Raw genomic sequence first — 25,862 nt, 5'->3', positions numbered from 1 at the left:
TCCTACTATTTGAACATCCCTAAATGCTCTGCGATTGGACCTAGTGCAAGTACAGGGAAAAACGTTAATGCACAAACAACTAAAATAATCGCAACTAATATGACTGTAAATAAAGGCGTATCTGTTTTGAATGTTCCAGATGTTGCTGCAACAACTTTCTTAGTAGAAAATGACCCAGCAATCGCTAGCATAGCAATAATTGAAATATATCGACCAAACAACATAACTAATCCGATTACAATGTTATAGAAATCCGTATTAGCTGTTAATCCACCGAATGCTGATCCATTATTAGCTGCTCCAGAAGTAATGGCGTACAATACTTCAGTCAAACCATGGAAACCAGGATTTAATATAGAAGAAACTGGTCCTTTTAAAGCTAATGCTAATGCAGTAGGAACTAAGATAATTAATGGGTGAGTTAAAATCGCAATTGATGCTAGTTTAATTTCTTTTGCTTCGATTTTCTTTCCTAAAAATTCAGGTGTTCTCCCTACCATTAGCCCGCAAATAAAGACTGTTAAGATGACATATAGTAATCCATTTAATAAACCAACGCCTTTTCCACCAAAAACATTATTTAACATCATTTCAGCAAGTGGTACCATTCCACCGATTGGTGTTAATGAATCGTGCATATTGTTAACTGATCCAGTTGTAGCAGCAGTCGTAACAGCCGTGAAGAGCGCTGATTCAGATATTCCAAAACGCACTTCTTTTCCTTCCATATTTCCATGTATACCAAGCGCTTGTAGCGCAGGAGTACCATTATACTCTGCAACAAATACTGCTGTAAGAAGAGCTATAAACAATATGCCCATTGCAGCAAATACTGTCCAGCCTTGCCTTTTGTTTTTAACCATTACACCAAATGCATAAACTAATGAAGTAGGTAAAAGCATCATACACACTATGTGAACTAAATTTGATAAAGGTGTAGGATTTTCAAATGGATGTGCAGCATTTGTACCAAAAAATCCTCCACCATTTGTACCAATATGTTTAATTGATTCAAGTGCAGCTACAGGCCCTCTAGTAATGACTTGTTTTACCCCTTCAATTGTTGTTGCATCTACTGCACCTTTTAAAGTTTGAGGTACACCTTGGAATACTAAAAATAAAGCTACGATAAATGATAAAGGTAAAAATACTCGAGTGATTGAACGAACTAAATCTACATAAAAGTTTCCTAGATTATCTTGACGTCCTACTAATCCTCTTATAAAGGCAATCGCTACTGCAAAGCCGGTAGCTGCTGAAGTAAACATTGGGAATGTAATAGCCGCCATTTGGGAGAAATACGTTAGTGAATTTTCACCACTATAAGCCTGCCAATTCGTATTTGTTATAAAAGAAGTTGCCGTATTGAATGCCAAAGCTGATGGCATATTACTTATATGATCTGGATTGAAAGGTAAATATTTTTGAAATCTAAAAATTGCATATAAAATAATTAACATCACAAAATTACTTAACAACATCGCTAAAACATATTTTTTCCAACCCATTTTTTCTTCTTCTTGTACACCAATTAATCGATAAATAAACCTTTCAAAAGGCCCAAAAAAGCGATCTAATCCCGTTTTCTCATTGTCATATACTTTAACAAGGTAGCTACCTACTGGCTTTACTAATAAAACAATAATGAGTAATGTAACAACTACCTGCAAAATTCCCATGGACATTTAAAAATTCCTCCCACATGTTTAACTAAAATTTCTCTGGTTTAATTAGTACAAAAATTAAATATAGAATAAGAACAATCCCTATAATTGCTGGAATAAGCATCAATATATCCCCCTTACGCTTTTTCGCAAAAAATTGTAAAACCCCAAAAAACTGCAAAAACGATAACAAGTAGACCAATCATTGTTAAGTCATTGATCATTCAAATTCTCCCCTCTCATAAATTTCATGCCTTTTTCTGAACAACAAAAAAGACCAATGGACACTAATCCCCCAGCAAATTAACTAAATATTGTAGATATAAACATAGTTTTTTAATTAAATATGTCTACAACTAATAACGATTTAGTTAATTGAATTTGGAAGAAAAGTATTCATTGGTCTACCTAACACCCAGCTAGCGTATTGCTCTCTTTGTGTTCTGTCTCCCTGATCTTTTCTATGCATAATCCAGAATTTTCCATTTGAAAACAAAATAAAAAGACCTACACAGTGATTTGCTCAGGCAAAATTATTGCAAAAAGGCAATAAAAAAACCCGTTCAAATTAGGTGGTCTACTGACCTCCCTCGCTTTAGCCTACGAAGTTAGCTGTCGGGTAGGATGGCGAAAGAGTATCTCATCCCTTCTACATTCATGTAAAATTAACCCCAAAAAATTGGTTCCTCCGCTTACGAATGATTCGTAATTAAGCCGATAATTATTTTGTTGATTTGATTATACGGCGATGTTTTTTTCATGTAAAGAGTTTTTTCAATGAAAATTTTTATAAAATTTTTGTAAATATTTATTCCTTTACAATTTTATTTATCTCTGTATGATATATATATCAACAAAATAAATTAATTTGCTGTAATCGCTAAATCGTTTATACGAGCGGGGGAACCAATTCGTGCATTGCACATGGGGTGAATCCAAAATGGTAGGGCAACTTTTCAAGTCCGAATCCGTCAGCTAACCTCGCCAGCGTTTGAAGAGAGTAAAACTTAATCGTGTTATTAATATTTCAATATACTTTCCATTGAAATAAATAGCTACGAGAAGAGTTCTCTTCTTGTGGCTATTTTTTTGTTTTAAATAATAGTATAGGAGAGATATTAATGTTAACAACGAAAAAAAAACTGGAAATCGAATTAAGTGAGGCATTTATAAAATTCCAAAGAGAGTTAATTGGAAGAGGTCCTCAAGAAGCAAAAACATATATTGTTGAAGACATGATTATCCTTCGATTCAAAGGCGTATTGACAACCGAAGAGAAACATTTAGTTTCACACAACACAGGCAAAAGTCTTGTAAAAAAAATGCGCCAAGTCCTTAGAGAAATGTATAGTAAAGAATATGAAGAAATTATTGAAAAACATACAGGATGTAAGGTTTTATCAAGTCATAGTGATACGAGTACAAAAACTGGTGAGCGAATTGAAGTTTTTGTAATGGAACAAAATATTAGTAAATTACTTGAAACCTAAAAATACAAATTATAATTAAACTATATTAAGGAGTACGAAAAATGAATATCGCGTTTTTCTTTACCCCCAAAAACGAACTAGTATATATGAATATCAATTCAACTATGCGTCAAGCACTTGAAAAAATGGAACATCATCGTTATACGGCTATACCTTTAGTAGATGATGATGGTAGATACGTTGGTACACTTACTGAAGGTGACTTATTATGGAAATTAAAAAATACGGCAAGTTTATCATTTTCTAATACGAACGAAATCAGTTTAAAAGAAATTTCCCTGCACAACATATATGAGCCCGTATCAATTAATGCACAAATAGAAGATTTATTTACACGAGCTATTAATCAAAACTTCATTCCTGTTATTGATGATAAAGATGTGTTTATAGGTATGGTGAAGAGAAAAGAAATTATTGAGTATTGTAGTAAGAATTTATTAAAAGAAAGCCATTAAACCGCTAATATACTATATTAGCGGTTATTTTTTTATATTTAATCATAATTCATTTAATCTAGAATTTTGTCCAGCAAAAAGGATAATATAAATCCTTCTGTAATATTAATTAATAAAGAGGATTTCAAATAAAACTAGAATTTTGAAAGTTGGTGACTAACAGTGAATGATAAAACTGTAAAAGCAACTCCTTCTACTTCTCTTTCAAAAGAAGAGCTTCTTGAATTAGACCAAAAATATGTATGGCATCATATGTCGCCTCACAATCCAAATCCAATGGTTTTAGTATCCGGAAAAAATAGTACAGTCACTGATATTGATGGTAAAAATTATTTAGACGGGATGTCTGGATTATGGTGTGTGAATGTAGGATACGGTCGCGAGGAAATCGCCAAAGCTGCTGCTGAACAAATTCAAGCAATTCCCTATGTTCCAATGTCTCAAGGTAATGTTCCCTCTATCTTATTAGCTGAAAAGTTAAATGAATGGCTCGCTGGAGACTATCGTATTTTTTATTCTAATTCAGGATCCGATGCGAATGAAGTAGCTTTTAAGATCGCTAGACAATATCATCACCAAAATGGTGAGCCCCTGCGTTATAAATTTATTTCAAGATATCGAGCTTATCATGGTAATTCTATGGGTGCTTTAAGTGCTACTGGTCAAGCTAATCGCAAAGTTAAATATGAACCTCTTTCTTCAGGTTTTCAACATGTAGCACCACCTTATTGTTATCGATGTCCTTTCGGTAAAACGTATGGAGATTGCGGCATCCAATGTGCGAAAGCTATCGAGGATGTTATTAATTATGAAGGTGCTGAAACGATTGCTGGAATCATTATGGAGCCAGTGATTACAGGTGGAGGAGTAATTGTACCACCTGCCGAATACTTAACAAAAGTTCGAGAAATTTGTGATAAATTTGGTATTTTACTAATTGTTGACGAAGTAATCTGTGGGTTTGGCAGATCTGGAAAACAGTTTGGACACCAAAACTTCGGTATAAAACCTGATATCGTCACAATGGCTAAAGGAATGACGAGTGCCTATTCTCCTCTTTCAGCAACTGCAGTAAGAAGCGAACTATATGACGTATTTAAACAGCCTGGAGCAGATCATCATTTTCGTCATGTGAACACATTTGGAGGAAATCCTGCTTCATGTGCAGTTGCACTTAAAAACTTAGAAATAATTGAAAAAGAAAATTTAATTGAACGTGCTAGCTATTTAGGTGATGAGCTTCGTAAAAAATTAGACGGTTTGCTAATTTATAAAAATGTTGGAGATATCCGCAGCTTTGGTTTTATTGCAGGAATTGAGCTTGTTGAAGATAAAAAGAGTAAAAAACCTGCTAGTCCAGAAATGGTATTAAAAATAATAACCGAATGTAAGGCACAAGGATTAATAATCGGTCGAAATGGAGATACCGTCCCAGGCTATAATAATATTCTTACACTTTCTCCTCCATTTACAACAACTGATGAAGAGCTTGACTTTATCGTATCTACTTTAAACAAAGCATTCTCAAACCTATAATCGTACGAGGTGAAATTCTATGTCCACTCAAACAAATATTAAAGTATTAAAGAATTTTATTAATGGTGAATGGATTGATGCTTCACCAAATGCCAAAACAATCCCAGTTCCTAATCCTGCTACCGAAGAAATACTAGCGTTTGTTCCTTTATCAACTAAATCAGATTTAGAAAATGCTGTAAAAGCAGCTAAAAACGCTTTTACTACATGGAGTAAAACACCTGTTCCAAAAAGAGCAAGAATACTATTTTCATATCAGCAATTGTTAGTTGAACATTGGGATGAACTTGCTAATTTAATAACGATTGAGAATGGCAAAAGCTATAATGAGGCATATGGGGAAGTTCAACGTGGAATAGAATGCGTAGAATTTGCTGCCGGCGCACCAACATTAATGATGGGTAAACAACTACCTGATATAGCTACAAATATAGAATCGGCAATGTATCGATATCCTGTTGGCGTAGTAGGAGGCATTACGCCTTTTAATTTTCCAATGATGGTACCTTGTTGGATGTTCCCATTAGCTATTGCTTGTGGAAATACTTTTATCTTAAAGCCTTCAGAACGTACTCCACTTCTTGCAAATCGTTTAGCAGAACTTTTTACCGAAGCAGGTCTACCAAAGGGTGTGTTCAATATTGTTCACGGAGCACACGAAATTGTAAACGAATTACTTCAAAACAAGGATGTTCCAGCTATCTCATTTGTAGGTTCACAGCCAGTGGCGGAATATGTATATAAAACTGCCTCTGCAAACGGTAAGCGTGTTCAAGCTTTAGCTGGTGCGAAAAATCATAGTATCGTTTTACAAGATGCAAACTTAGAAGAAACGGTTAAGCAAATCGTTACAGCTGCATACGGTTCTGCAGGTGAACGATGTATGGCTTGCTCAGTGGTCGTAGCAGTTGGAGACATTGCAGATCCTTTAATAGAGAAATTAAAAATAGAAGCGGATAACATCACAATCGGAAATGGATTGGATGAAGATGTATTTCTAGGTCCCGTCATTCGCAAGGAACATCGTGAACGGACGGAACAATATATTGAATGTGGAATACAAGAAGGTGCCATATTATTAAGAGATGGACGAAATGATTTAATTCGAAAAGAAAAAGGCTACTTTATTGGACCTACGATCTTTGATAATGTGAACCCATCTATGAAAATCTGGAAAGAAGAAATTTTCGCACCAGTTCTATCAATCGTTAGAGTTGAAACATTAGAAGAAGCGATTGAGCTAACGAACAAGTCAGATTTTGGAAATGGAGCTTGTATCTTTACAGACAGTGCATCAAGTATTCGATACTTCCGAGATAACATTGAAGTAGGAATGCTCGGAGTTAACATTGGCGTGCCCGCACCAATGGCTTTCTTTCCATTCTCTGGTTGGAAAAACTCGTTCTATGGTGACCTACACGCAAATGGTGCAGATGGGGTTGAATTCTATACAAGGAAAAAAATGATTACTAGTAGATTAGAGTAAATAAAAAAATTAGGCTTTTCCATTAGTTTAAGTGACTGACTAATGGGAAAGCCTTTTAAATAGAAAAAATCGCATATCCCGTTAGTAGTTACGGATGAGATGCGATTTGTCATTCATTATTGGTTTTTGCCAGTAAGTATATCATCATTTAATGCGTGACGTTCTGTTTTGCTTGATCATTGCAGATTCGTTTAAAAGCTTACCAGGATTGCATCGTTTTTAATAAAAAGTAGCAAAACTAGCTAAAATTCAAATCATCTTTTAATAATCCGAGTGAAATTCATCTATTTTTTTAATGATTTAATCTTTTAGAACACTCGATTTCAATGTTAATTGTGATTTTACTATTTTTATTTGTGATTCACGGATTTTAATTGCGATTCGGCCTTTTTATTTGCGATTCGGCCTTTTTATTTGCGATTCGGCCTTTTTATTTGCGATTCTCGGATTTTATTTGCGTTTCGGCACTTTTATTTGCGATTCTCTAATTTTAATTGCGATTCGGCCCTTTAATTTGCGATTCTCTAATTTTAATTGCGATTCGGCCCTTTTATTTGCGATTCTCTAATTTTAATTGCGATTCGGCCTTTTTATTTGCGATTCTCAAATTTCAATTGCGTTTCGGCCCTTTTATTTGCGATTCACAGATTTTAATTGCAATTCGCCCATTTTATTTAGAGATTCTCTAATTTTCAAAGATGAACCCCAAACTGTTTTATAATTAACGATCCAAAATATTTACGAGTATCAGCATTCATAATATGGAGCGTTATAAACCGATCCTCTTCCTCTTGATTTTCAAAGTCAACATAAGCTCCGTCTAGCGTTTCTCTTACACTCTTAATCTGGTAGCCTTTCTTTATAAGGGAATCAATTTGATTTCTTTCAATTAAAAATTCCTTATAAGTTGACATTGATTACTTCTTCCCTTCGTTACTAATCTCTTCTATTAAACTAGTTTCACCATACTTCTTCCTCTTTAAGAACTGCCCACTACCTGCATTTCCTACGAATCGCTTTTCCCTTATGACAAATTCTCCACGAACTAATACACTCACTGGTTCACCTGTTACTTCCATTCCCTCGAATGCGTTATAGTCGACTGCCATATGGTGTGTTTCTGAAGAAATCGTTCGTTTACAATTCGGATCAAAAATCACTAAATCAGCATCTGAACCGACCGCTATTGTTCCTTTTTGTGGATATAAACCAAATAGCTTTGCACCTCTAGTAGAAGAGATATCAACGAATTGGTTTAATGAGATCCTGCCTTTTTTAACGCCTTCAGAGAATAATATACTTACTCGATCTTCAATCATCGGTCCTCCGTTAGGGATTTTTGAAAAATCGTCTCGACCTAGATCCTTTTGTCCTTTAAAGTCAAAAGAACATTGATCAGACCCTAACGTTTGTAGATTTCCATTTTTTAAAGCATTCCATAGCACATCTTGGTTCCATTTTTCGCGGAGAGGAGGAGACCAAACATATTTTGCTCCTTCAAAGTCAGGCTTTTCTAGCATAGACTGATCAAGCACTAAGTATTGTGGGCATGTTTCACCCCATATATCAATTCCATTATTTCGGGCTTCCGTTATTTTTTCAACCGCCTCTGCACAAGTAACATGAACGACATATAGTTGTGAATTTGCTAGGCCAGTTAATGTAGCCGCTCTACCAGTCGCTTCTCCCTCTACTTCTGGGGGACGTGTCAATGCATGGTAAATAGGTTCTACTTTTCCTTCAGCTAAAGCTTGATTGATTAAATAATCTACAACATCACCGTTTTCCGCATGCACCATTACTAGTGCCCCATATTCCTTTGCTGCTAATAGAGTACGATACAACGTCGCATCATCAGCTTGAAATACATTTTTATAAGCCATAAATACTTTAAATGATGTGATTCCCTCTTTTTCTATTACTCTAGGTAACTCTTTTAAAACATCATCATTTATTTCGCCAATCATAAGATGAAAGCTATAATCGATCACTGCTTTATTTTTGGATTTTTCATGCCATGTTTCGATTGCATTTTGGAGTGGTTCTCCTTTATTCGTTAAACAAAAATCAATAATGGTTGTTGTTCCCCCAAAAGCAGCCGCAATCGTTCCAGATTCAAAATCATCCTTTGTGACAGTTCCACCAAACGGCATATCTAAATGTGTATGCGGATCTACTCCACCTGGAAAAATATAATGACCTGAAGCATCAATAACTTCTGCATCTGTCCGATCGAAATTTAAACCAATTGCAGAAATTTTATCTTCTTCTATTAAAATATCAGCCTTATAAGTATCCGTTGCAGTGACAATTGTTCCATTTCGAATAATTTTCTTCATTTTCTTTTCCTTCCCCCCTTTAAAATTGAATATTGATTAGATCTTGCTAATGTCTTTAAAGCATGTTGGCGATCATTCCAAGTCATCGAAGGCTGTTTACTTGGGACTTCTACCATGTTAATTGCATCTTCCACCGGACAAACGATTTTGCATAAGTTACATCCTACGCAGTCTTCTTCTCGAACCTTTAAATACGACTTTCCATTTTCATCTACTGACATATCAATACATTGGTGTGATGTATCTTCACATGCAATATGGCATTTATTACAGTTAATACATTCATCCGTATCAATCCTAGCAACTACTTGGTAATTTAAATCTAAATTTCCCCAATCAGAATATTTATGAACGGCTTTACCTACTAGCTCCGTTACTGAAGAAAGACCTTTTTCATCTAAATAATTGTTTAGACCATCAATCATGTCTTCAACAATGCGAAATCCATGATGCATTGCTGCTGTACAAACTTGAACGCCAGTTGCTCCCATTAATAAAAACTCTACTGCATTTTGCCAATTCGATATTCCTCCAATACCGGAAATTGGGACGGATATTCGTGGATTACGTGCACATTCTGCCACCATATTTAATGCAATTGGTTTTACTGCAGGTCCACAATATCCACCATGTGCTCCCTTCCCGGCAACATGTGGAACCGTATTCCAAGAGTCTAAATCTACTCCCATTAAACTGTTGATGGTGTTAATCATACTAACTGCGTCAGCTCCACCTCGAACTGCCGCTTCAGCTGTTACAGTAATATCAGTAATGTTCGGAGTTAGTTTTACAATGACAGGTGTTTTCGCAACTTCCTTTACCCAAAAAGTTTGTTGCTCGACTAATTCAGGAACTTGACCGGATGCAGATCCCATTCCTCTTTCTGCCATTCCGTGTGGGCAGCCAAAGTTCAGTTCTAATCCGTCAACTCCAACATCTTCTACCCTTTTCACGATTTCGTGCCATTTATATTGTTGCGGTTCAACCATAAGTGATGCGATAATCGCTCGGTCAGGAAATCTTTTTTTCGTTTCATAAATTTCTTTTAAATTAACTTCAAGAGGTCGATCAGATATTAGTTCGATATTATTAAATCCCGCAACTCTTTGTCCGTTAAAATTAATCGCGGCAAATCGTGAGGAAGTATTAATAATTGGTTCTCCTAATGTTTTCCAAACTGCCCCTCCCCAGCCAGCTTCAAACGCACGTTGGACTTGATACCCTGAGTTTGTTGGAGGAGCAGAAGCAAGCCAAAATGGGTTAGGTGACTGAATACCTGCAAGATTAATTCGTAGATCTGCCATGCAAGAAAACCTCCTTTTAATGATTTAGCTGTTTATGAATCGCATAAGCTACTTCTTTTCCTTGCTGAGCTGCAGTCACTACCATCGCTTCACCTTGCCCTTTTCCAAATATGACATCACCGCAAGCAAAAACTTTCGGATTAGATGTTTGAAATGAATCTTGGTTAATTTTCACAACGCCATCAGTGTGTTCTAATCCAAATTGTTCGATTAACTCTACATATCGAGTTTGCCCGATCGCTTTTATAACCCCATCAACCGGTATCGTGAAATTGGAATCTGGAATAAGTACAGGCCTGCGTCGACCGTCTTTTCCAACTTCACCTAGTTCTAATCGAACACACTCAAGTGCAATTACTTTTCCATTTTCACCAATTATTCGTATTGGTAATGTTAGCCATCGGAATTCCACTCCATCTTGCTTCGCAAAATCATATTCAAATTGATAAGCGCTCATTTCAGATTGCGTTCTACGGTATAAAATTTTGACATTACCAGCGCCTAATCGAATCGAACATGTTGCGGCATCAATTGCTGTATTGCCCGCTCCTATTACAGCAATATTTTTACCGATAAAACGATTTGATAACTCTCCCGTTTTTGTCTCTTTTACAAAATCAATCGCATCGTATACTCCGTCCAAATCCTCTCCTTCGATATCTAGCATCGGTACTTTCCCCATACCGATCGCTAGAACGACTAGGTCATAGTCTTTTAATAATTCCTCTGAAGAAATATCCGAACCGATTCTAGTGTTTGTATGAATTTTCACACCTAAGTTTTCGATTTGTTGAACTTCCCAGCTTGATATACTCTTTGGTAGCCGGAAAGAAACGATACCATATCGATTTAAACCTCCTGCATGATTTTCTGCTTCAAAAATTGTTACTTCATAGCCTAGTAAGGCAAGTTCATGGGCCGCTGCTAAACCAGCTGGACCACTACCAACGATTGCAACTGTTTTTCCGTTCTTTTTTCCAGGCTTAAATAATTGTTGATTATTTTTTATCGCCCAATCAGTTGCATAACGCTGTAAATTACCAATCATAATCGGTTTAGTAGAATGATTGAGTACACAAGCACCTTCGCACAATTCTTCTGTAGGACAAACTCTGGCACAGCTTGCTCCAACAGGATTAGATGACATAATTGTTTTAGCAGATCCCTTTAAATTGCCTGAACCAATTTTCTTAATAAACGTAGGTACGTCGATCCCTGTTGGACAAGCTTTAATACATGGGGCATCATAGCAATAAAGACAACGATGTGCTTCTTCAAATGCTTCCCTTTCGGATAATCCAGAATGTACTTCTTCAAAGTTCTTCGATAAATTCTCTAACGAAACTCTATTCACTAACAACACCCTCCTATTAGGCTACAAAGTTACTTTTTAAGAAAGCAGATTATACGATTTATCCAATGATTTTCTATCATTCATTCCATACAACAGTAAAATTCCAGCCGTTTTCAAGTAAGAATTAATTACTTACAATCTTTCTTAAAAAGGTAAAGCTTTTTCTAAAATTGAGGTATTTCAATATATGATTAAATAAATTAATTTAGACATGTTTATGTAAGGGTTGTCAGTGTTTAAACTAATGATTATGAAAGCTTTCTACTTAAAAGTTAAAGATAGCTATCCTTTTTGGTTTTAATTCCATTTTAGTTAGTTGTATTAGAAAAAATAAAAGCTCAAACCCTTATATTAGGTTTGAGCTTTTCAGAGTGTTGAAATATAAAATGATCAATAGGGAAAACGGACATTAAATGAACATTTATTTAATGATGAAATTTATCATTTTTTGAGGATCTACTAATAGTTTTAAAAAAATTGATCTAATTTTTAGAAAAACAAATTCAATTGATTAGTTTAATTAATGTTCGAAATGAATTGACCTACAAGGTGGTGAATATACATCAGTTAGGTTACTCTAAGTAAAGGCTATTTGATTAGGATTTATTGCAGACTTTTTTTGATGAACAAGTTGATTGGAACGAAGGGATGCTCGACTCCTATGGGATATGCGGGAAGGCTAAAGACCCCGCAGGCTTGCCGAGGAGGCTAAAGAATCTCGCCCCATGGAAAGCGAGCATCCCGTAGTGGAAATCAACATCACACTACTCCTTTTGCGAAAATTTGGTAATTTAATTGACAAGGTTGCTTTTCAACAGCTTGAAAAGCTCAAACCCTTATATTAGGTTTGAGCTTTTTTACAACTTTTTCAAATTTTATTCTTCACAAAAACAGTAAATCGTTTTCTATAAAAATAGATTAGCAAGATGATAATTAACAGTCCCAAAATGACTTTACCGAATAAAGTAAACTCTAGCACTTGATTAACAGAATACGATTCAAATAATATGACTGGTAACTTACCAAACAAACTAGCTAACATGAAGCTTGACCATGTGATTTTCCCAAAGGCTGCAAACAATGTAATCAAACTAGATGGAATAAAAGGAATAAAACGTAAAAATAGCACCCCGTAAAAAGCTTCTTTTCCTTCTAAGCTTAATAGCCTATTTAATCCTTTAAATTTTGTTGAATTACTAATAAATCTTTTTTGTAAACCCTTTCTATATAAAACGAATGATACGAATGTACCAACTAATTCACCTATGAAAGAGACTAAAAATCCACCAGTAAAACCGAATAATTTAATATTGATCGCTGTCAAAAACCAAGCTGGTATAATACCAACAATACTAATTAGAACATTAATTAGAATACTCAGGATGACAGCATAGTCTTTGTATGTATTTAAAAAATGTTCAATTGCCGAAAGTGTCATAATTTTCCCCCATTTTTTTAACAACTTAATTGTACAACATTTAGTATTAAAAAAGCTAAGGTTACAAAAATACATAAATCTTCCAAATTTAAAACCTATTTACTATTTTAGACATCGAAATTTTAAACATACTAACCAATTTAAATTTAATTTTTCAAACAAAAAAGATGATTTCGAATAGATCACGAAATCATCTTTTTAACTAATTTTATTCTTCTTCAGTTTGTCCTTGGAAAAATATAAATAAATATTTTACTAATTCTAAAACTGAAATTAAGGTTGCCGCTAAATACGTAAGAGCAGCAGCTCCTAAAACCTTATTTACACCTTTTCTGTCGGAATCGTGGATCATTCCTCCTGCTAGCATTAATTTCTTTGCTCGTGAACTTGCATTATATTCAACTGGTAAAGTGATCAGTTGAAAAGCTACTGCTACTGAGAATAGTAAAATCCCTACTCCAATTAAAGAAAATGCTTGAAGTAAAAATCCTGCTAGTAGTAGCAATGGAGCTGCTCCTGATGCAATGTTAGCGATAGGAAAAATTCGATGACGAAGTGTTAAGAAACCATATGAGGTATCATGCTGTATCGCATGACCTACTTCGTGTGCTGCGACTGATACAGATGCAATCGATCTTCCATAATATACTTCTTCTGATAAACGAACTGTTCTTGCCATAGGATCATAATGATCTGATAAGCGACCAGGTACTACTTCCACTGGTACGTTAGGTAAATTATTATTATTTAATATATATCTAGCTACTTCAGCTCCGGTTAACCCGCCTGATGCTGGCACTTCAGCCCAGTGATTAAAACTAGATTTCACTTTAAATTGTGCCCAAATCGTTAATCCAAAGGCAATTAAAATAAGGAAATCCATAGGATGAAAAAACATTCACATTCTCTCCTTTTAAAGAATAAATGACAATAACGTCTGAATTAATTCTGATGTTTGTGACGTTAATTGACGGATAATATTTAGCTTTTGTTCTTCAGTTAAATTTTCTAGTAAATATTTTAATTGTGACAATTCATTCTGTAACTGATTCATATGAACAGTTACTTCCTCTGTTAGAGGCGCAATACTCTGATCTGGCATCATTGTTTTTTTCTTATCTAAAATATCTTTTATTTCTTGGAGTGGTAAGTGCATTGATTTGCATTGCTCAATAAATTTTAAAGTCTCTAAAGAAGCTTCATTATAAAAACGGTGACCAGACTCCGAACGCTCGGGTTCAAGTAATCCTAAGTTAGTATAATAATCAATTGTACGCTTAGACACTCCCACTTCTTTTGCTAATTCTCCAATTTTATAGACAATCCCAATGGTCTCACACTCCTTATATTTGTATTATATGTGAATTCGATAAAAACGTACAGTAAAACGTTCCGTTGTTCGAAAATGAGTTTATAAATTAAAGCTGAATATATTAAAATTTTCACATCTTAAATTACAGAATAGTAACAGAATTTATGGGAAAAATAGGATAAAATTACCACCTAGAAAAGAGGATACTAAATGATAGCGGACCGAGATCTAGATAAAAATGAAAAATCTCTTCGGGAATTGCTATTTAATAGTTCAGACTTCAAAACAAGCGATTTCAAAACTGGTGAGAGACATTATCGGTTATTTTATTTAGACACAATGATTGAAGATAAAACGGTACAAGACCACATTATCCGTCCTTTACTTAATAATACAAATGTCAATATACGAGAGGCCGTTTCAATTCTCGATTTTACTGAAACCGAGCTTCTTTCTGATGCAGCAAATGCGCTCATAGAAGGAAAAACAATTTTACAACTAAAGGGAGAATTAAAGCTTTATTTACTTAGAACAGAACTAGTTAAAGAACGCTCAATAAACTTTCCAATAAATGAACGTGTATTACGTGGATCACATAAAGCATTCAATGAAAATCTGAATACAAATCTAAATATTATACGAAATTTAATTGCCTCACCAGATTTAGTAATTAGGTATTTTCAAGTAGGCCGTCGAATGAACTCGAGAATAGCTATAATTTATTTGCAGTCTCTTGCAAACGATGTCGTTTTACAGGAGTTTGAACGTAGAATAGCTAATATCGATATCGATTACATTGAAGCACCAGGATATATTGAAGAACTTATACAAGACAAAAAATTTTCTCTTTTTCCAAAAATGCTCGTATCTGAAAGACCAGATCGAGTTATGTCTTATTTAATGGATGGGAAAATTGCTTTTTTAACAGATGGTGCGCCAGAGTGTGCAATCGTTCCTGTATCGTTCTGGGCTTTTTTTCAAAGTCCAGATGATTATCAGGTTGGCTGGTTATTTGGAAGTCTTTTAAGATTTCTAAGAATTTTTTGTTTTATTATTGCAATTAGTTTACCTGGTATTTATGTTGCACTTGTTACCTTTGATCCTAGGATTCTCCCATTAGAAATCGCACTGACACTTCAAAGTTCAATGCAGTACGTCGCTATGCCACCTATTTTAGAAGCAATCACGATGTTGGCCATTCTTGAGGTTTTAAAAGAGTCAACTGTACGTTTACCAAATCCCGTTGGTCAAACGATTGGTGTTGTCGGTGGTATTGTAATCGGAACGGTTGTTGTTCAATCAAATCTAATTTCAAACATGATGGTTGTTATTATAGCACTAACTGCGGTTGCTTCATTTATTATCCCTTCGTATGAAATGAGTAACACAGCACGATTATTAGCCTATCCTTTTATCATTATGGCATCACTTTTTGGCTTAATTGGATTGGAAATTTCATATTTGTTGGTTTTGGCACATTTATCTCGGATGAGTACATTTGGTATTCCGTACTTTTTCAATTGGTTTAATGGCGATACGATAAAAGATACAATTTTCAGAGCACCGATTAGGTCCATGAAAAAACGCCCAATTGAAAGCTTAGCAAAAGATGAAATAAAAATAAGTAATCCTAGGGGGGGAGAATGAGTGATTCATTTAAAGAAGATTTCTATTAATCAACTTATTTGCCTAGTTATTTTAAATCAGGTAGGAGTCAGTATTTTATCAATCCCCCATACAGAATCTTTGATAGCAGGTTATGACTCATGGATGTCCATGATTATTGGTGGACTAATTGCTCAATTGGCGATCCTAATTGTCTACTATCTTGGAAAAACTTATCCCGATCGCTCGTTTCAACAGTATATATCATCAATAATTGGAAAACCGTTAGGATTATTAATAAACCTACTATTTGCAGCATACTGTGCAGAATCATGTTTAATGCTTATCGTTTCCTATACAGATGTCATAAATCGATGGTTGTTATTTGAAACACCTTGGTTTGTTCTGATTGGATTACTGGTCATTGTCTCTGGATATATTGCAAGCTCTACACTTAGGTCTATAGCGACCATAACCCAGTCTATCATGAGCATGTTTCTAATCGGTTTTATGATTATATTTATTAGTGGTTTTGGTAATGGGGACTTACGTCATTTTTTTCCAATTGGGACACATGGCATTGGCCCTATCATTAAAGGAGCGATTCCTGCATTTTGGACATTTGCAGGATATGAGCTCCTTCTGTACGTTTTTCCGTTTGTAAAATGTAAAAAAAAGAAGCATATCTTAATCGCTATGTCTGTAGCAAACGGTGTAACGACTGCCTTTTACGTATTTATCTCATTAATTGCGACATACAATTTTAGTGAAAATCAATTAAATATCATTCGAGAACCGCTGGTCTTTATTCTTCGTAAATTTAGATGGCCAGTCGTTCAAAGTCTAGATATTCTATTTATCGCAATCTGGTTATCAGTGACATTAGTGACAGCTTACATTTACTTATTTTTGTCTGCACGTTATTTATCTTTTCTAGGTAAAAAAGAAATCCAAAACCATCCACTTTTAGTATGGTTAATTGCATTTGTTTGTTTTGTGGCCGGAATTTTCTTCTCAAATCGACATTTACTTCACAGTTTTGCCGAGTATCACAATATTGCAACGGCAATTATGATTATTGGCGTACCGTCACTGATACTACTACTATCTTTTGTAAAAGAGAAGGTGGCGATTAAATGAAAAAAGCCTTAATTTTATTACTTCTTTTACCCTTATTGACAGGGTGCTGGGACAGGTTGGACTTAAAAAAGCTACATTTAGTTGATGTAAATGGTTTTGACTTGAACGAAAAGACTAGTGAAGTCGAAGCATTTTTTCTCGTTACGAATCTTAAAAGCACTGGGCAAGGTTCAGGTGAGTCACATTCAGTGGTGAAAGAGCTTAAAGGGCCAACTTTAGCGGAGGCAATTGGTCAATGGGAATATACTGATCAATCTCCTTTCATAGGGATTAGTACTAGAGTCTATTTGTTAGGTAAAAATTTTGCCTCAGATGATGCTATAAATGAACTTGATTTTTTACTCAATGCACCTTATTCGTCTATTAACTCACCATTAATTGTTATTGATGGAGATTTTTCTAAAGTATTTAAACAGGCTTCAGATTCTAATCCAGATTTTTCGAGAGAGTTGAATGACTTTATTATCTCTATGGAAAAGAACAGAACGATACCAACTGTTTCAATGATGAATTTCATACAATCAAAGGATGATAAGTTGTCTGATTTAGCATTGCCGATGTTAACTCCTATCGATTCAAACTTGGAGTTAAGTGGTGCCATGTTATTTCGTAATGGAAAACCTACCGGAAAACAACTTGATAAAGATCAAATTAAACTGTTGATGCTAATGGAAGGCGGAAATAAAGGAAGACAGAGATTTACTGGTAATTTTTCTAACAAAAATGGTGAAAAATACGATCATAAAGATGTTGAAAAAAAAAATTATGGATTTACAGTAAAAAGAAATATATCAAAAATAACCGTCTCTAAAGGGGCAACCAAATTACCGAAAATTAAGATAAAAATATCATTGTTAGTTAGTGCTTTCGAGCTTGGTGATAAGGGACCTAAAATAAAGCCTAATTACGTCCAATTGGAAAAAGAACTTAATAAGCACTTTGAGAAACTCGCATTAAATACAATTAAGACGATGCAATCAGCAAATTCGGATGTTCTTGGCATTGGAAAGGAATTAAAAGCGTTCCATCCTAACACTTGGTCGTCTTTAAATTGGAGAAAAGACTATCCAAGAATGACAATTGAACCAAAATTTGATATTAAACTTATAAATTCGAATTAACTACAATCACCTTATTTTTATGTAATGCAGCAGCCAATTAGGTTGCTGCTTTATTTTCATTATAGTAAATTACTCTACTCCTCTTGCTTTATACCTAACTTGTCTTCTATCCGATTAATCCGATCATGCAAAAGTTTCCCTTTTACACTTGAATTAAAATAAGGATCATCCTGCCACCAATTTAACCCAATCTCCATCGCTTTATCGATGGAAGCGACAACAAGACGAATTTTAATTGTGAGTAATTCTACATCTGCTAAGGCGATTTTAATATCTCCTGCGATGACAATCCCTTTATCTAAAATTTTCTCTAAAATATCTAAAATATTAGTAGATTGTGCTGAATGTTGCATGTTTTCTCCTTTCTTACATTAAGTTCCCTAAAGGTCCTAAATCAATGTTTAAGTCTTTTCCTTCAAGTCCAAAAATGATTTTTAATTCTTCCATTTTTTCTTCTAAATTCAATAGAGCTGTACCAAGATTTTCAATTTGTTCTTCCGTAAGCGTACCACCCTCTACCCTTTTAATAGCTTGTCGCTCTACGAGTTGCCTTAGCAATTCCAAAATTGTAAGCACTAGTTGAGCTAGTCCTTGTTCAGCATCTTCTGGATTCAAATTAATTCTCTCGGCGGCTATCCCCCGATTTGCTGACATTCTTTAACCCCCTTTCATGAATCGATTCTACTGCTGTCACTAGTAAGCAAATATTTACATATACCAAATCAATATCTGCAATAGAAAGGATGAGATCACCTGTAATAACTACTCCTTTATCTAGAACTCCGTCTAAAATATCTAATAATGTGATGTTATCATTCTGACTGTTCATGTAATTTTAGAATCCAAACTAGCAAAATGATAGAATGGCCATGGCCCAGTAATCTCTACAATAATTCCCCTATCCTCATACTTTTGTGTAAATTCTTTTATTAGCAGTTCAAATTTCTTTCTGCCGTCTTTTAGGATTAGAGAAGTACTATTGTATATCATATCAACATTTCTTCCTGTAGCATTTCGGCTCCAATTTACTCTTGTTTTATTGTAAACCGTTGAATTTACTAAGGTGTTTTCCAAGCTTTGAGATATTAAACGTAGTTCACTTTGTGCTTCATTTTCGAGTAGTTGTCCTTGCTTTTTCTTCATGAAGAATTGTTTCCCAGGAGATAATACTTTCAACTCATCCCTCATATTTTGGATTACTTTACTATGTCGCTCCAATACTTTAAAAAATTTCGTTTTATCATAGTACATCTTTACATTCCATTCCTCTTTTTCCTTTAATTGCTCAAAAAGAGAAAGGATATTAAGCTGCTCTTTCGATAAATCCTCTCTTAATTTTTCAATACTTGAATAGACCGTACAAAACTTAGAAGGAAGAAATAAATAGTTTTTAGAATAAGTCACAATTGTTTCATGATGATGAACTGCATGCTTGTGTACCCATTTTGGATTGTCCATTTTTTCTTTTAGAACTGACTCGGCAAATTCTTCCTCTCTTAAATAACAGAAAACTGCGGTTACTTTTTCAACAATTTCAAAACTAGTTTGATCTTGATCAATCCCCTTCACTTCATAAAAGGGTGAATCTTCTAGCTGATTTGTTGGTAGCAAACCATATAAATAAATGCTCACCGGCCTACCTCCCGTTCTTTCATTTTTGCGACTTGATATCGCAAAAGTAGTTCTTCTTCTTGTTGTTCATAAATGTCCTCCGAAATTTCTCCTAATTCATACATCATTTGTAAACGAACCAATTGTTGCTCTATCGTTTTCGAGTCAAATAATACGCGGTCAGCTTCCTCCTTTATTTTTTCTCCTAATAGAATGATTGATTTTAGTGGGAAGGCTAAAGCTTTAAAAATCATGACTGATCTCCTGCCGTTATCGTTAACTGAATAAAGTTATATGCTGGCCATGGCCCAGAGTATTTGAATTCTACTTTATCCTTCCATATTTCATAGAGTTCATTAACCTTTTCATCGAAGATTTCTTCTAGGTCGCGATCAATTAAAAAGGCCGAATTGAGAAGCATGGTTTCGTATATTGGAGGGTTTGATTTAGAGGCACTCGAAAGTGTAGAAAGAGGTAAATAAATCTCATTGTACAGATTGTGTTGCAGATTGTAGAAAAAGTCCTTCGTTTTTTCTCCAAGTTTAATCTTTTCGTAAAATGCAGCTTCTTTTTGCTGATTTACTTTCTCCTTAAGTTTTTGTATGTCATCATTCATTCGTATTTCTTCTTCTAACCACTCCTTACGCGCAATAACCTTTAAACCAACCTCAATTTTATTGTTTATTTTTTGAAAAATTGATTGCAGTTCATCATATAGTTTTTCTAGTAATAAATGAATCTCTTCTGTAGAGGTAAATACATTATTAAAACTCATTGGAATGACGGTTAACTGTTTCATAATTAAAGAAATTACACCTTGATGAGCGAGTAAATTTGCACGTGTTGGAAGGTAGTCCTGATCAGATACATCTGCAACAATCATAACAACATCTTTATATCGGATTGGGTAAAGTTTAATTTCTTTTCCTTCCCATTTTGTAAAACCAAATTCGTGATCGATATTCGTTTGAATGATACAAAAAGGATAAACACCTTCGCTCAATTCAATCTCCCTCCATTTGCAAACTGATAATTTTTACAATGAATTGTTTTGCTTGAGAGTATGTTTGAACTTTACCTGCTTGTTTGAGGTGAAACCAAAAAATATCTGTGCATAAGGTTTGAAACTGTTGATCATAAATTGAAATTGGAATATTATTTCGCTTTGTGATAGAGGCTAGTTTGATCGAGGTCCGAAGACTTTGAGGTTCAATCTTTCTACAATGATAACGAACAATTTGCACTAAATTAGCAATATAAAGACTCTCATTTTCCGATAATCCAGTTAGATGTGATAAGACTGAACACTCTGTTTCATGATTCATTTTTTCTAGCGGAATCGTAATTAATCGGTCAAGAAGTGCGTCTTGTGCTTCAAATACGCCAACATACTCCTGTGGATTGCTTATAAAAATTACTGAAAAGTTAGGATGCACGGGTAAAAAAGACTCTTTCCTTTTCATCCCAAAAAGTGGAATAACTCTTTCTTCCAAAATTGATAAAAAAAGAGTGTTTGTTTCTGGATGCGAACGAGTGAATTCATCATAAATCAATGTATATCCTTTTGTAGCAGCTTCTATAATTGGGCCGTTAACCCAAGTTTCTTTAATCGTTTCCTCCTTTTTGTAAACGGAATGAATATAGTTATCTATCACTTTTTTGTTTGTATAGCCATTAAAACTCCCAAGCAAATCCTTATTAGACATTTCATGATTTCCATGAATTAATAAATACGGTCTACCCATTTGTTTTGCAATATGAAGTGCAAGTGATGTTTTTCCAACACCAGCTGGTCCTGTAAGATGGACTGAAAATCCAGATTGTAAATAAGACAGTAACCGTTCTGTTAAGCTATACAAATAAGGAGACGATATAAAGCTTTTTTCCATAGTTTTCCCCCTCACTCATGTAGAATTGCGCCTCTAGCCCGTAATGATTTTCTTTGAAATGATACAATTTCTAATTCAGGACTAAGTAAAACATTATAAACTCCTACTAACTCATCTTTAGCGTGAGCTTTCATATATTCTTTTTCTTCAATTACCTCAACTGTAAGCTCCCACCCCCTGTCAGATTTATGAACGTGAGTAATTTTATGAACTGGTCGAATAAACTGCCCAAAAAAAGTTTTTACTACTTCTAGTATTTTAATAATTTCCATAATAGCCCCCTTGTCTAAAAAAGTAGACCAAAGCATAAAGCCTTGGCCCTACTTGCTTAAGCAACTTCCTCTTCTTCTTCCTCTTCCTCGTCTTTCAGCAATCCGACTGCTTCTGCATATCGTAACCAAGTATCAACACTAGCGATAACAACACGAGCTTCAATTGCTAAAAGCTCAATGCCGACAAGAGATACTCTTACAAATGCATCAATCACAACACCTTTATCAAGAATACGGTCGATTACTTCAGCTAGGCTGGAAGAATCTACACTTTTTTGAATGGAAGCCAACATATATCCCTCCTTTCCTATTAAAATAAGAAAGAAATGATAGAAAACGAGAATATAGCTTCCTTCTCGAACGATATCCTATCTCTTTCCCTCTATCCTATGGGACAAGCAAGTTGAGAGTGATAGACTTTATTCAAAATGAATCTATTATCCTATACTCCAATTTTTTCCAATTGAATGATAACTTTATAATTTGTGAAAATAGCGGAGCAAAAGCTGAATATAAATCTACGAACATTAAGAGTAAAAACAAAAACCATGAACAACAACTACTGTTCATGGTTTTCCAACTTTTGCTCAATATTTACTTAATTATTCTTCCCAATAGCGGCGAGCACCTGAGAATTCCTCGATATAACCAGGAGTATTTAACGGAATGATTTCAACACTTCTAGCAGCATTAGGAGCCTGAATCATTAAACCGTTACCGATATACATTGCAACGTGATGAACTGATCCAGTTCCATTGTTACTTGCAAAGAATAATAAGTCTCCAGGTTGGATTTCATCTTTCTTTACTTCCTTACCGTTCTTAGATTGAGGTCCTGAATCTCTTGGAATTGTAATACCATATGACTTAAATAAGCTATATGTAAATCCTGAGCAATCAAACCCAAATCCAGATACTCCAGCCCATAAGTAACGTAAACCAAGGAACTTCTTCGCTGTATTAATTAAATTTTCAGGAGTTGCCTTAGGGAACTGATTTTCATTTTGATAGACTGCTACATCTTCTTTTTTAATAAATTTATTTCCATCATCTGGTGTTGCAACCATTACAACGTCGCCAAAATCTTTAACGACAGGTAAGCGAGTATTAAAGCTAATTTCCATAAACTTATCATTTAATGCTTTCCCATCATAAAGCCATGCTGTTTGACTCGATACCATAATAAATGGGGTATTCTTATAATTTTCTAATCTGTCATCCGTTGTTAATTGTCTTTTCGGCATCCAACCAGGATAGCCTAAGGAGTTTCGTGGTGTAGGCTGACCATCTACAGCAACCTTTACCCAGTCACCTGACTCTTCTAAAATGGTTACTTTTGTACCGTATACTGCTTGAGTTTCAAGATAACTTGTTAGCCAACGACGAACTTCTGTATCTTCCATATTAGCTGACCATTGACGTGGATCAACAGGGTTACTTAAAGAAGGTGCATCAATATCTCTAACTTGGAATCTACCATTTGTTGTCCACTGAGTCGACACAGACACATCAACGTAGGCTGTCTCACCTGGAGTAAGTTCCTCTTGCGTTTTTGCTAAAGATTGGCTTGTCATTGTAGAAAGTAAAGTACCTGCAACACATAAACTTAAAATCAAATTTTTTGTCTTTTTCATCGTAAAGCTCCTCTCCTTATTTTAACGAAGACTTTTAGAGAATCCTCGGTGTAGCCCTAGGCCGGGTAGTGAAGATAAGTGCACTTCATCACCATTAAATTCAATTCCATCAAAATCCTGGATCTTTAACCAAAGTGGTGCATCCAAATCGATTTTTTGTATGTTCGGATGAGCAGTAGCAATATGTGCAGCCGCAAGTACTGAGACCGAAGTTTCCATCATACTTCCTATCATGCAAGGGATATTCGCTCTTTCAGCAATATCTGCAATTTGCAGCGCTCTTCTAATTCCTCCTGTTTTCATCAACTTAATATTTAGAAGATCAACTGCATCCTCTTTGATCAGACGCATTGCATCCTGGGGAGAAAAAAGACTTTCATCGGCCATGATTGGTGTTTTGACGTTTTGCTTTACAAATTTTAGTCCATCAATATCACCTGCTTGGACCGGTTGCTCAATAAGCTCGATTTTTGAATTCAACTGTTCTAATTCTTGGATAATGGAAACAGCTTGTCTTGGCGTCCATCCTTGGTTGGCATCTACTCGGAGCGTAATGTCGTTTCCGACCCTTTCACGGATGGCCATAATTCGTTCAATGTCTCTCGTCCAGTCTTTTCCTACTTTAATTTTCAAAATAGAAAAGCCGTCCTTGATTATTTGACTCGCATCATGACTCATTTCATCCACTGTTCCAACACTAACCGTCATATCATTTTTTAATTGATTCGTCCGCCCTCCAAGATATTGATAGAGTGGAAGATTAAGATGTTGGCATAATGCATCATACAGTGCGATTTCCATTGCCGCTTTTGCACTTGTATTTGCCACACAAGAGCGTTCAATTATTAAAGAGAGTTCATTAATATTTCGAATATCCCTTCCTAGTAGTAGTGGTGTAAGGACAGTCTTTAAAATCGCTTCAATACTTTCTTTTGATTCTCCTGTAATAGCTAAAGTTGGTGCTGCAGCTCCTACTCCGACAATCCCATCTTCTAGCTGGACATATACAAAGACGTTCTCTATTTCGGTAGCTGTCCTAAGAGCTGTTTTAAATGGCTTTCTTAAAGGGAAAACTTCTGTTTGCACTTGTATCGATTGAATAATCATCTTTTTTGTCCTTTCCGTTTAAGATTAAAATTTTTAGTAAGTTTCCGATTGTCACAATAATCTTGTATTAAATAAAAAATCCAGCTATTAGAAAGGGCCTTCCCTTTGCTAATAACTGGATTTCATCTACGAAAATAGATAAAGCAGCATTTAAGATTCAATTATTTGCTTGTATTTTATATGTGCATTTTTAAAGGCTACAGTCAATGCTTTTTGGGATGAACCAAAATACCTTGAACTAATTTCATCTATTACTCCATCCACATTTAACATCGATTGCCCTTCGAATAAATGCTTCACAAAGGATGAAGTTAAAGAAATAGTAGCTGAGCAATCAGCATCAACAATCAAATGACTTGTCCGATCGACTACCAGTCCAATAAAAAAAGCATTATATTTCTGCATAATCGGATTATTAGATGAAGTCTTTGCATCTCCGATAAGATAGATCGTATCTTTATTGTACAATTTATTTCCTCCCGCAAAACAGGTATTCCGTGCATAACTCCAACCGGAAAGGAAAGAATTGGCATCGGCATATGTATTCGCTTACAGTTAATATTAATATATGAAACTATTTTTGACAATATATTATGAATATTCAGTTTAAAGAAAAGGAAATGTGGACTAGATGGAGACTCTTACTTTTTTACTAGATTTTAACCCAACATCTAAAATTTAAGTACGAAAGAAACCTCTTGAAGTACAAGAGGTTTCTACAGAGTGTTGAAATATAAAATGGTCAATAGGGAAAACGGACATTAAATAAACATTTAATAAAGATGAAATTATCATTTTTCTGGATGTTCTTTTAATGGTCTTAAATGTTAATATGTTCGAGCAATTTTATGATTCCAATAACACTAGACATGTTTTTTTCAGAAGTTAAATAATTATGAGCTTATTCTTAGAAAAACAAATTCATTTGACTAATTTAGTTTAATGTTCGATATTAATTGAACTACAAACTTATTAATAAAAACTGCTAGATTACTCTAAGTAAAGGCTATTTGATTAGGATTTAGTGTATACTTTTTTTGATGAAAAAGTTGATTGGAATGGAGGGGTGCTCGACTCCTATGGGATTAGCGGGAAGGCTAAAGAC

The 25,862-nt window shown here is 34.8% G+C and carries 28 protein-coding genes and 2 riboswitches; of the genes, 7 read left to right on the top strand and 21 right to left on the bottom strand.

Going from position 1 to position 25,862, the window contains the following annotated elements; translation table 11 throughout:
• Positions 1-5: 5 nt before the first annotated feature.
• Positions 6-1,679 (bottom strand): potassium-transporting ATPase subunit KdpA, encoded by a 1,674-nt coding sequence (kdpA, locus tag BED47_RS09490; RefSeq protein WP_069033544.1) that lies wholly within the window; start codon positions 1,677-1,679, stop codon positions 6-8.
• 31 nt (positions 1,680-1,710) lie between these two features.
• Positions 1,711-1,788: a potassium-transporting ATPase subunit F gene (locus BED47_RS24515; protein WP_098121507.1), complete on the bottom strand. Its 78-nt coding sequence runs from the start codon at positions 1,786-1,788 to the stop codon at positions 1,711-1,713.
• Between the two features lie 458 nt (positions 1,789-2,246).
• A riboswitch (cyclic di-AMP (ydaO/yuaA leader) is annotated at positions 2,247-2,390 on the bottom strand.
• A 142-nt stretch (positions 2,391-2,532) separates the two neighbouring features.
• Positions 2,533-2,670, top strand: a riboswitch (cyclic di-AMP (ydaO/yuaA leader).
• A 115-nt stretch (positions 2,671-2,785) separates the two neighbouring features.
• Between BED47_RS24515 and BED47_RS09485 the strand changes: the two genes are divergently transcribed.
• The 4 genes from BED47_RS09485 (at position 2,786) to BED47_RS09470 (ending at position 6,631) form a co-directional block, all read left to right on the top strand.
• Positions 2,786-3,154: a DUF2294 domain-containing protein gene (locus tag BED47_RS09485; protein WP_025671276.1), complete on the top strand. Its 369-nt coding sequence runs from the start codon at positions 2,786-2,788 to the stop codon at positions 3,152-3,154.
• Between the two features lie 41 nt (positions 3,155-3,195).
• Positions 3,196-3,609 carry a CBS domain-containing protein gene (locus BED47_RS09480; RefSeq protein WP_069033500.1) on the top strand — a complete coding sequence of 138 codons (414 nt, stop codon included), beginning with the start codon at positions 3,196-3,198 and terminating at the stop codon, positions 3,607-3,609.
• Between the two features lie 162 nt (positions 3,610-3,771).
• Positions 3,772-5,145 carry an aspartate aminotransferase family protein gene (locus tag BED47_RS09475; RefSeq protein WP_069033499.1) on the top strand — a complete coding sequence of 458 codons (1,374 nt, stop codon included), beginning with the start codon at positions 3,772-3,774 and terminating at the stop codon, positions 5,143-5,145.
• A 19-nt stretch (positions 5,146-5,164) separates the two neighbouring features.
• The gene (locus BED47_RS09470; protein ID WP_069033498.1) at positions 5,165-6,631 is read left to right on the top strand and encodes a CoA-acylating methylmalonate-semialdehyde dehydrogenase; all 1,467 of its coding nucleotides are present in this window, start codon (positions 5,165-5,167) and stop codon (positions 6,629-6,631) included.
• A 692-nt stretch (positions 6,632-7,323) separates the two neighbouring features.
• Here the strand turns inward: BED47_RS09470 and BED47_RS09465 are convergent.
• The 7 genes from BED47_RS09465 to BED47_RS09435 all read right to left on the bottom strand — a co-directional run bounded on the left by BED47_RS09465 (position 7,324) and on the right by BED47_RS09435 (position 14,390).
• Entirely contained in the window at positions 7,324-7,545 is a 222-nt protein-coding gene (locus BED47_RS09465; RefSeq protein ID WP_069033497.1) for a hypothetical protein, read from the bottom strand.
• Positions 7,546-7,548: 3 nt separating this feature from the next.
• Positions 7,549-8,970, bottom strand: coding sequence for a dihydropyrimidinase (gene hydA / locus BED47_RS09460; protein WP_069033496.1), 1,422 nt, complete (start codon positions 8,968-8,970; stop codon positions 7,549-7,551).
• A complete protein-coding gene (preA, locus tag BED47_RS09455) occupies positions 8,967-10,274 on the bottom strand; it encodes an NAD-dependent dihydropyrimidine dehydrogenase subunit PreA (protein ID WP_069033495.1) in 1,308 nt (435 codons plus the stop codon). The genes hydA and preA overlap by 4 nt, the downstream gene beginning before the upstream one ends.
• A 16-nt stretch (positions 10,275-10,290) precedes the next feature.
• Positions 10,291-11,628 carry an NAD(P)-dependent oxidoreductase gene (locus BED47_RS09450; RefSeq protein WP_439097778.1) on the bottom strand — a complete coding sequence of 446 codons (1,338 nt, stop codon included), beginning with the start codon at positions 11,626-11,628 and terminating at the stop codon, positions 10,291-10,293.
• A gap of 868 nt (positions 11,629-12,496) precedes the next feature.
• Positions 12,497-13,066 (bottom strand): TVP38/TMEM64 family protein, encoded by a 570-nt coding sequence (locus tag BED47_RS09445; RefSeq protein ID WP_069033493.1) that lies wholly within the window; start codon positions 13,064-13,066, stop codon positions 12,497-12,499.
• Positions 13,067-13,274: 208 nt separating this feature from the next.
• On the bottom strand, positions 13,275-13,964 hold the full coding sequence (locus tag BED47_RS09440; protein WP_069033492.1) for a zinc metallopeptidase: 690 nt from the start codon (positions 13,962-13,964) through the stop codon (positions 13,275-13,277).
• A 15-nt stretch (positions 13,965-13,979) separates the two neighbouring features.
• Positions 13,980-14,390, bottom strand: coding sequence for a MerR family transcriptional regulator (locus tag BED47_RS09435; RefSeq protein WP_069033491.1), 411 nt, complete (start codon positions 14,388-14,390; stop codon positions 13,980-13,982).
• A 198-nt stretch (positions 14,391-14,588) separates the two neighbouring features.
• Here BED47_RS09435 and BED47_RS09430 point away from each other — a divergent pair, with 198 nt between their 5' ends.
• Genes BED47_RS09430 through BED47_RS09420 form a run of 3 tightly spaced genes read left to right on the top strand, consistent with a single transcriptional unit; the run spans position 14,589 to position 18,244 of the window.
• On the top strand, positions 14,589-16,025 hold the full coding sequence (locus BED47_RS09430) for a spore germination protein (protein ID WP_069033490.1): 1,437 nt from the start codon (positions 14,589-14,591) through the stop codon (positions 16,023-16,025).
• Positions 16,026-17,123, top strand: coding sequence for a GerAB/ArcD/ProY family transporter (locus tag BED47_RS09425; RefSeq protein ID WP_069033489.1), 1,098 nt, complete (start codon positions 16,026-16,028; stop codon positions 17,121-17,123).
• Positions 17,120-18,244: a Ger(x)C family spore germination protein gene (locus tag BED47_RS09420; protein ID WP_069033488.1), complete on the top strand. Its 1,125-nt coding sequence runs from the start codon at positions 17,120-17,122 to the stop codon at positions 18,242-18,244. The genes BED47_RS09425 and BED47_RS09420 overlap by 4 nt, the downstream gene beginning before the upstream one ends.
• Positions 18,245-18,318: 74 nt before the next feature.
• On the opposite strand, the gene BED47_RS09415 is transcribed toward BED47_RS09420, so the two are convergent.
• From BED47_RS09415 to BED47_RS09365, 12 genes are all read right to left on the bottom strand, one after another.
• A complete protein-coding gene (locus tag BED47_RS09415) occupies positions 18,319-18,597 on the bottom strand; it encodes a gas vesicle protein (protein ID WP_069033487.1) in 279 nt (92 codons plus the stop codon).
• Between the two features lie 13 nt (positions 18,598-18,610).
• Positions 18,611-18,898 carry a gas vesicle protein K gene (locus tag BED47_RS09410; protein ID WP_069033486.1) on the bottom strand — a complete coding sequence of 96 codons (288 nt, stop codon included), beginning with the start codon at positions 18,896-18,898 and terminating at the stop codon, positions 18,611-18,613.
• Positions 18,861-19,073 carry a gas vesicle protein gene (locus tag BED47_RS23195; RefSeq protein WP_084006849.1) on the bottom strand — a complete coding sequence of 71 codons (213 nt, stop codon included), beginning with the start codon at positions 19,071-19,073 and terminating at the stop codon, positions 18,861-18,863. Before BED47_RS23195 ends, BED47_RS09410 begins: the two co-directional genes overlap by 38 nt.
• Positions 19,070-19,876, bottom strand: a complete 807-nt coding sequence (locus tag BED47_RS09405) for a GvpL/GvpF family gas vesicle protein (protein WP_069033485.1) — start codon at positions 19,874-19,876, stop codon at positions 19,070-19,072. The genes BED47_RS23195 and BED47_RS09405 overlap by 4 nt, the downstream gene beginning before the upstream one ends.
• Entirely contained in the window at positions 19,873-20,109 is a 237-nt protein-coding gene (locus BED47_RS09400; RefSeq protein WP_069033484.1) for a gas vesicle protein GvpG, read from the bottom strand. Before BED47_RS09400 ends, BED47_RS09405 begins: the two co-directional genes overlap by 4 nt.
• Complete coding sequence (locus BED47_RS09395; RefSeq protein ID WP_069033483.1) at positions 20,106-20,858, bottom strand: GvpL/GvpF family gas vesicle protein; 753 nt, start codon at positions 20,856-20,858, stop codon at positions 20,106-20,108. The genes BED47_RS09400 and BED47_RS09395 overlap by 4 nt, the downstream gene beginning before the upstream one ends.
• Position 20,859: 1 nt before the next feature.
• Positions 20,860-21,744: a gas vesicle protein GvpN gene (gene gvpN, locus BED47_RS09390; RefSeq protein ID WP_069033482.1), complete on the bottom strand. Its 885-nt coding sequence runs from the start codon at positions 21,742-21,744 to the stop codon at positions 20,860-20,862.
• An 11-nt stretch (positions 21,745-21,755) separates the two neighbouring features.
• Positions 21,756-22,016: a gas vesicle protein GvpO gene (gvpO, locus tag BED47_RS09385; protein WP_069033481.1), complete on the bottom strand. Its 261-nt coding sequence runs from the start codon at positions 22,014-22,016 to the stop codon at positions 21,756-21,758.
• 56 nt (positions 22,017-22,072) lie between these two features.
• Positions 22,073-22,309 carry a gas vesicle protein GvpJ gene (gvpJ, locus tag BED47_RS09380; RefSeq protein WP_069033480.1) on the bottom strand — a complete coding sequence of 79 codons (237 nt, stop codon included), beginning with the start codon at positions 22,307-22,309 and terminating at the stop codon, positions 22,073-22,075.
• Positions 22,310-22,618: 309 nt separating this feature from the next.
• Entirely contained in the window at positions 22,619-23,650 is a 1,032-nt protein-coding gene (locus BED47_RS09375) for a C40 family peptidase (RefSeq protein ID WP_069033479.1), read from the bottom strand.
• A 21-nt stretch (positions 23,651-23,671) separates the two neighbouring features.
• Entirely contained in the window at positions 23,672-24,757 is a 1,086-nt protein-coding gene (locus BED47_RS09370; RefSeq protein ID WP_069033478.1) for a dipeptide epimerase, read from the bottom strand.
• 150 nt (positions 24,758-24,907) lie between these two features.
• Complete coding sequence (locus BED47_RS09365) at positions 24,908-25,225, bottom strand: DUF3870 domain-containing protein (protein WP_069033477.1); 318 nt, start codon at positions 25,223-25,225, stop codon at positions 24,908-24,910.
• Between the last annotated feature and the right edge of the window lie 637 nt (positions 25,226-25,862).

The organism is Gottfriedia luciferensis (genome assembly GCF_001712755.1).
GTDB classification, from domain to species: Bacteria; Bacillota; Bacilli; order Bacillales; family Bacillaceae_G; genus Gottfriedia; species Gottfriedia luciferensis_B.
Note: the sequence above shows the minus strand (reverse complement) of the source record. Positions and strands in the feature narration are given on the sequence as shown.

Bases quoted from the DNA above. Each gene is read 5' to 3' on its own strand.
- kdpA (WP_069033544.1), bottom strand. From the start codon at position 1,679: ATGGGAATTTTGCAGGTAGTTGTTACATTACTCATTATTGTTTTATTA.
- BED47_RS24515 (WP_098121507.1), bottom strand. From the start codon at position 1,788: ATGCTTATTCCAGCAATTATAGGGATTGTTCTTATTCTATATTTAATT.
- BED47_RS09485 (WP_025671276.1), top strand. From the start codon at position 2,786: ATGTTAACAACGAAAAAAAAACTGGAAATCGAATTAAGTGAGGCATTT.
- BED47_RS09480 (WP_069033500.1), top strand. From the start codon at position 3,196: ATGAATATCGCGTTTTTCTTTACCCCCAAAAACGAACTAGTATATATG.
- BED47_RS09470 (WP_069033498.1), top strand. From the start codon at position 5,165: ATGTCCACTCAAACAAATATTAAAGTATTAAAGAATTTTATTAATGGT.
- BED47_RS09465 (WP_069033497.1), bottom strand. From the start codon at position 7,545: ATGTCAACTTATAAGGAATTTTTAATTGAAAGAAATCAAATTGATTCC.
- hydA (WP_069033496.1), bottom strand. From the start codon at position 8,970: ATGAAGAAAATTATTCGAAATGGAACAATTGTCACTGCAACGGATACT.
- preA (WP_069033495.1), bottom strand. From the start codon at position 10,274: ATGGCAGATCTACGAATTAATCTTGCAGGTATTCAGTCACCTAACCCA.
- BED47_RS09445 (WP_069033493.1), bottom strand. From the start codon at position 13,066: ATGACACTTTCGGCAATTGAACATTTTTTAAATACATACAAAGACTAT.
- BED47_RS09440 (WP_069033492.1), bottom strand. From the start codon at position 13,964: ATGTTTTTTCATCCTATGGATTTCCTTATTTTAATTGCCTTTGGATTA.
- BED47_RS09430 (WP_069033490.1), top strand. From the start codon at position 14,589: ATGATAGCGGACCGAGATCTAGATAAAAATGAAAAATCTCTTCGGGAA.
- BED47_RS09420 (WP_069033488.1), top strand. From the start codon at position 17,120: ATGAAAAAAGCCTTAATTTTATTACTTCTTTTACCCTTATTGACAGGG.
- BED47_RS09415 (WP_069033487.1), bottom strand. From the start codon at position 18,597: ATGCAACATTCAGCACAATCTACTAATATTTTAGATATTTTAGAGAAA.
- BED47_RS09410 (WP_069033486.1), bottom strand. From the start codon at position 18,898: ATGTCAGCAAATCGGGGGATAGCCGCCGAGAGAATTAATTTGAATCCA.
- BED47_RS23195 (WP_084006849.1), bottom strand. From the start codon at position 19,073: ATGAACAGTCAGAATGATAACATCACATTATTAGATATTTTAGACGGA.
- BED47_RS09400 (WP_069033484.1), bottom strand. From the start codon at position 20,109: ATGATTTTTAAAGCTTTAGCCTTCCCACTAAAATCAATCATTCTATTA.
- gvpN (WP_069033482.1), bottom strand. From the start codon at position 21,744: ATGGAAAAAAGCTTTATATCGTCTCCTTATTTGTATAGCTTAACAGAA.
- gvpO (WP_069033481.1), bottom strand. From the start codon at position 22,016: ATGGAAATTATTAAAATACTAGAAGTAGTAAAAACTTTTTTTGGGCAG.
- gvpJ (WP_069033480.1), bottom strand. From the start codon at position 22,309: ATGTTGGCTTCCATTCAAAAAAGTGTAGATTCTTCCAGCCTAGCTGAA.
- BED47_RS09375 (WP_069033479.1), bottom strand. From the start codon at position 23,650: ATGAAAAAGACAAAAAATTTGATTTTAAGTTTATGTGTTGCAGGTACT.
- BED47_RS09370 (WP_069033478.1), bottom strand. From the start codon at position 24,757: ATGATTATTCAATCGATACAAGTGCAAACAGAAGTTTTCCCTTTAAGA.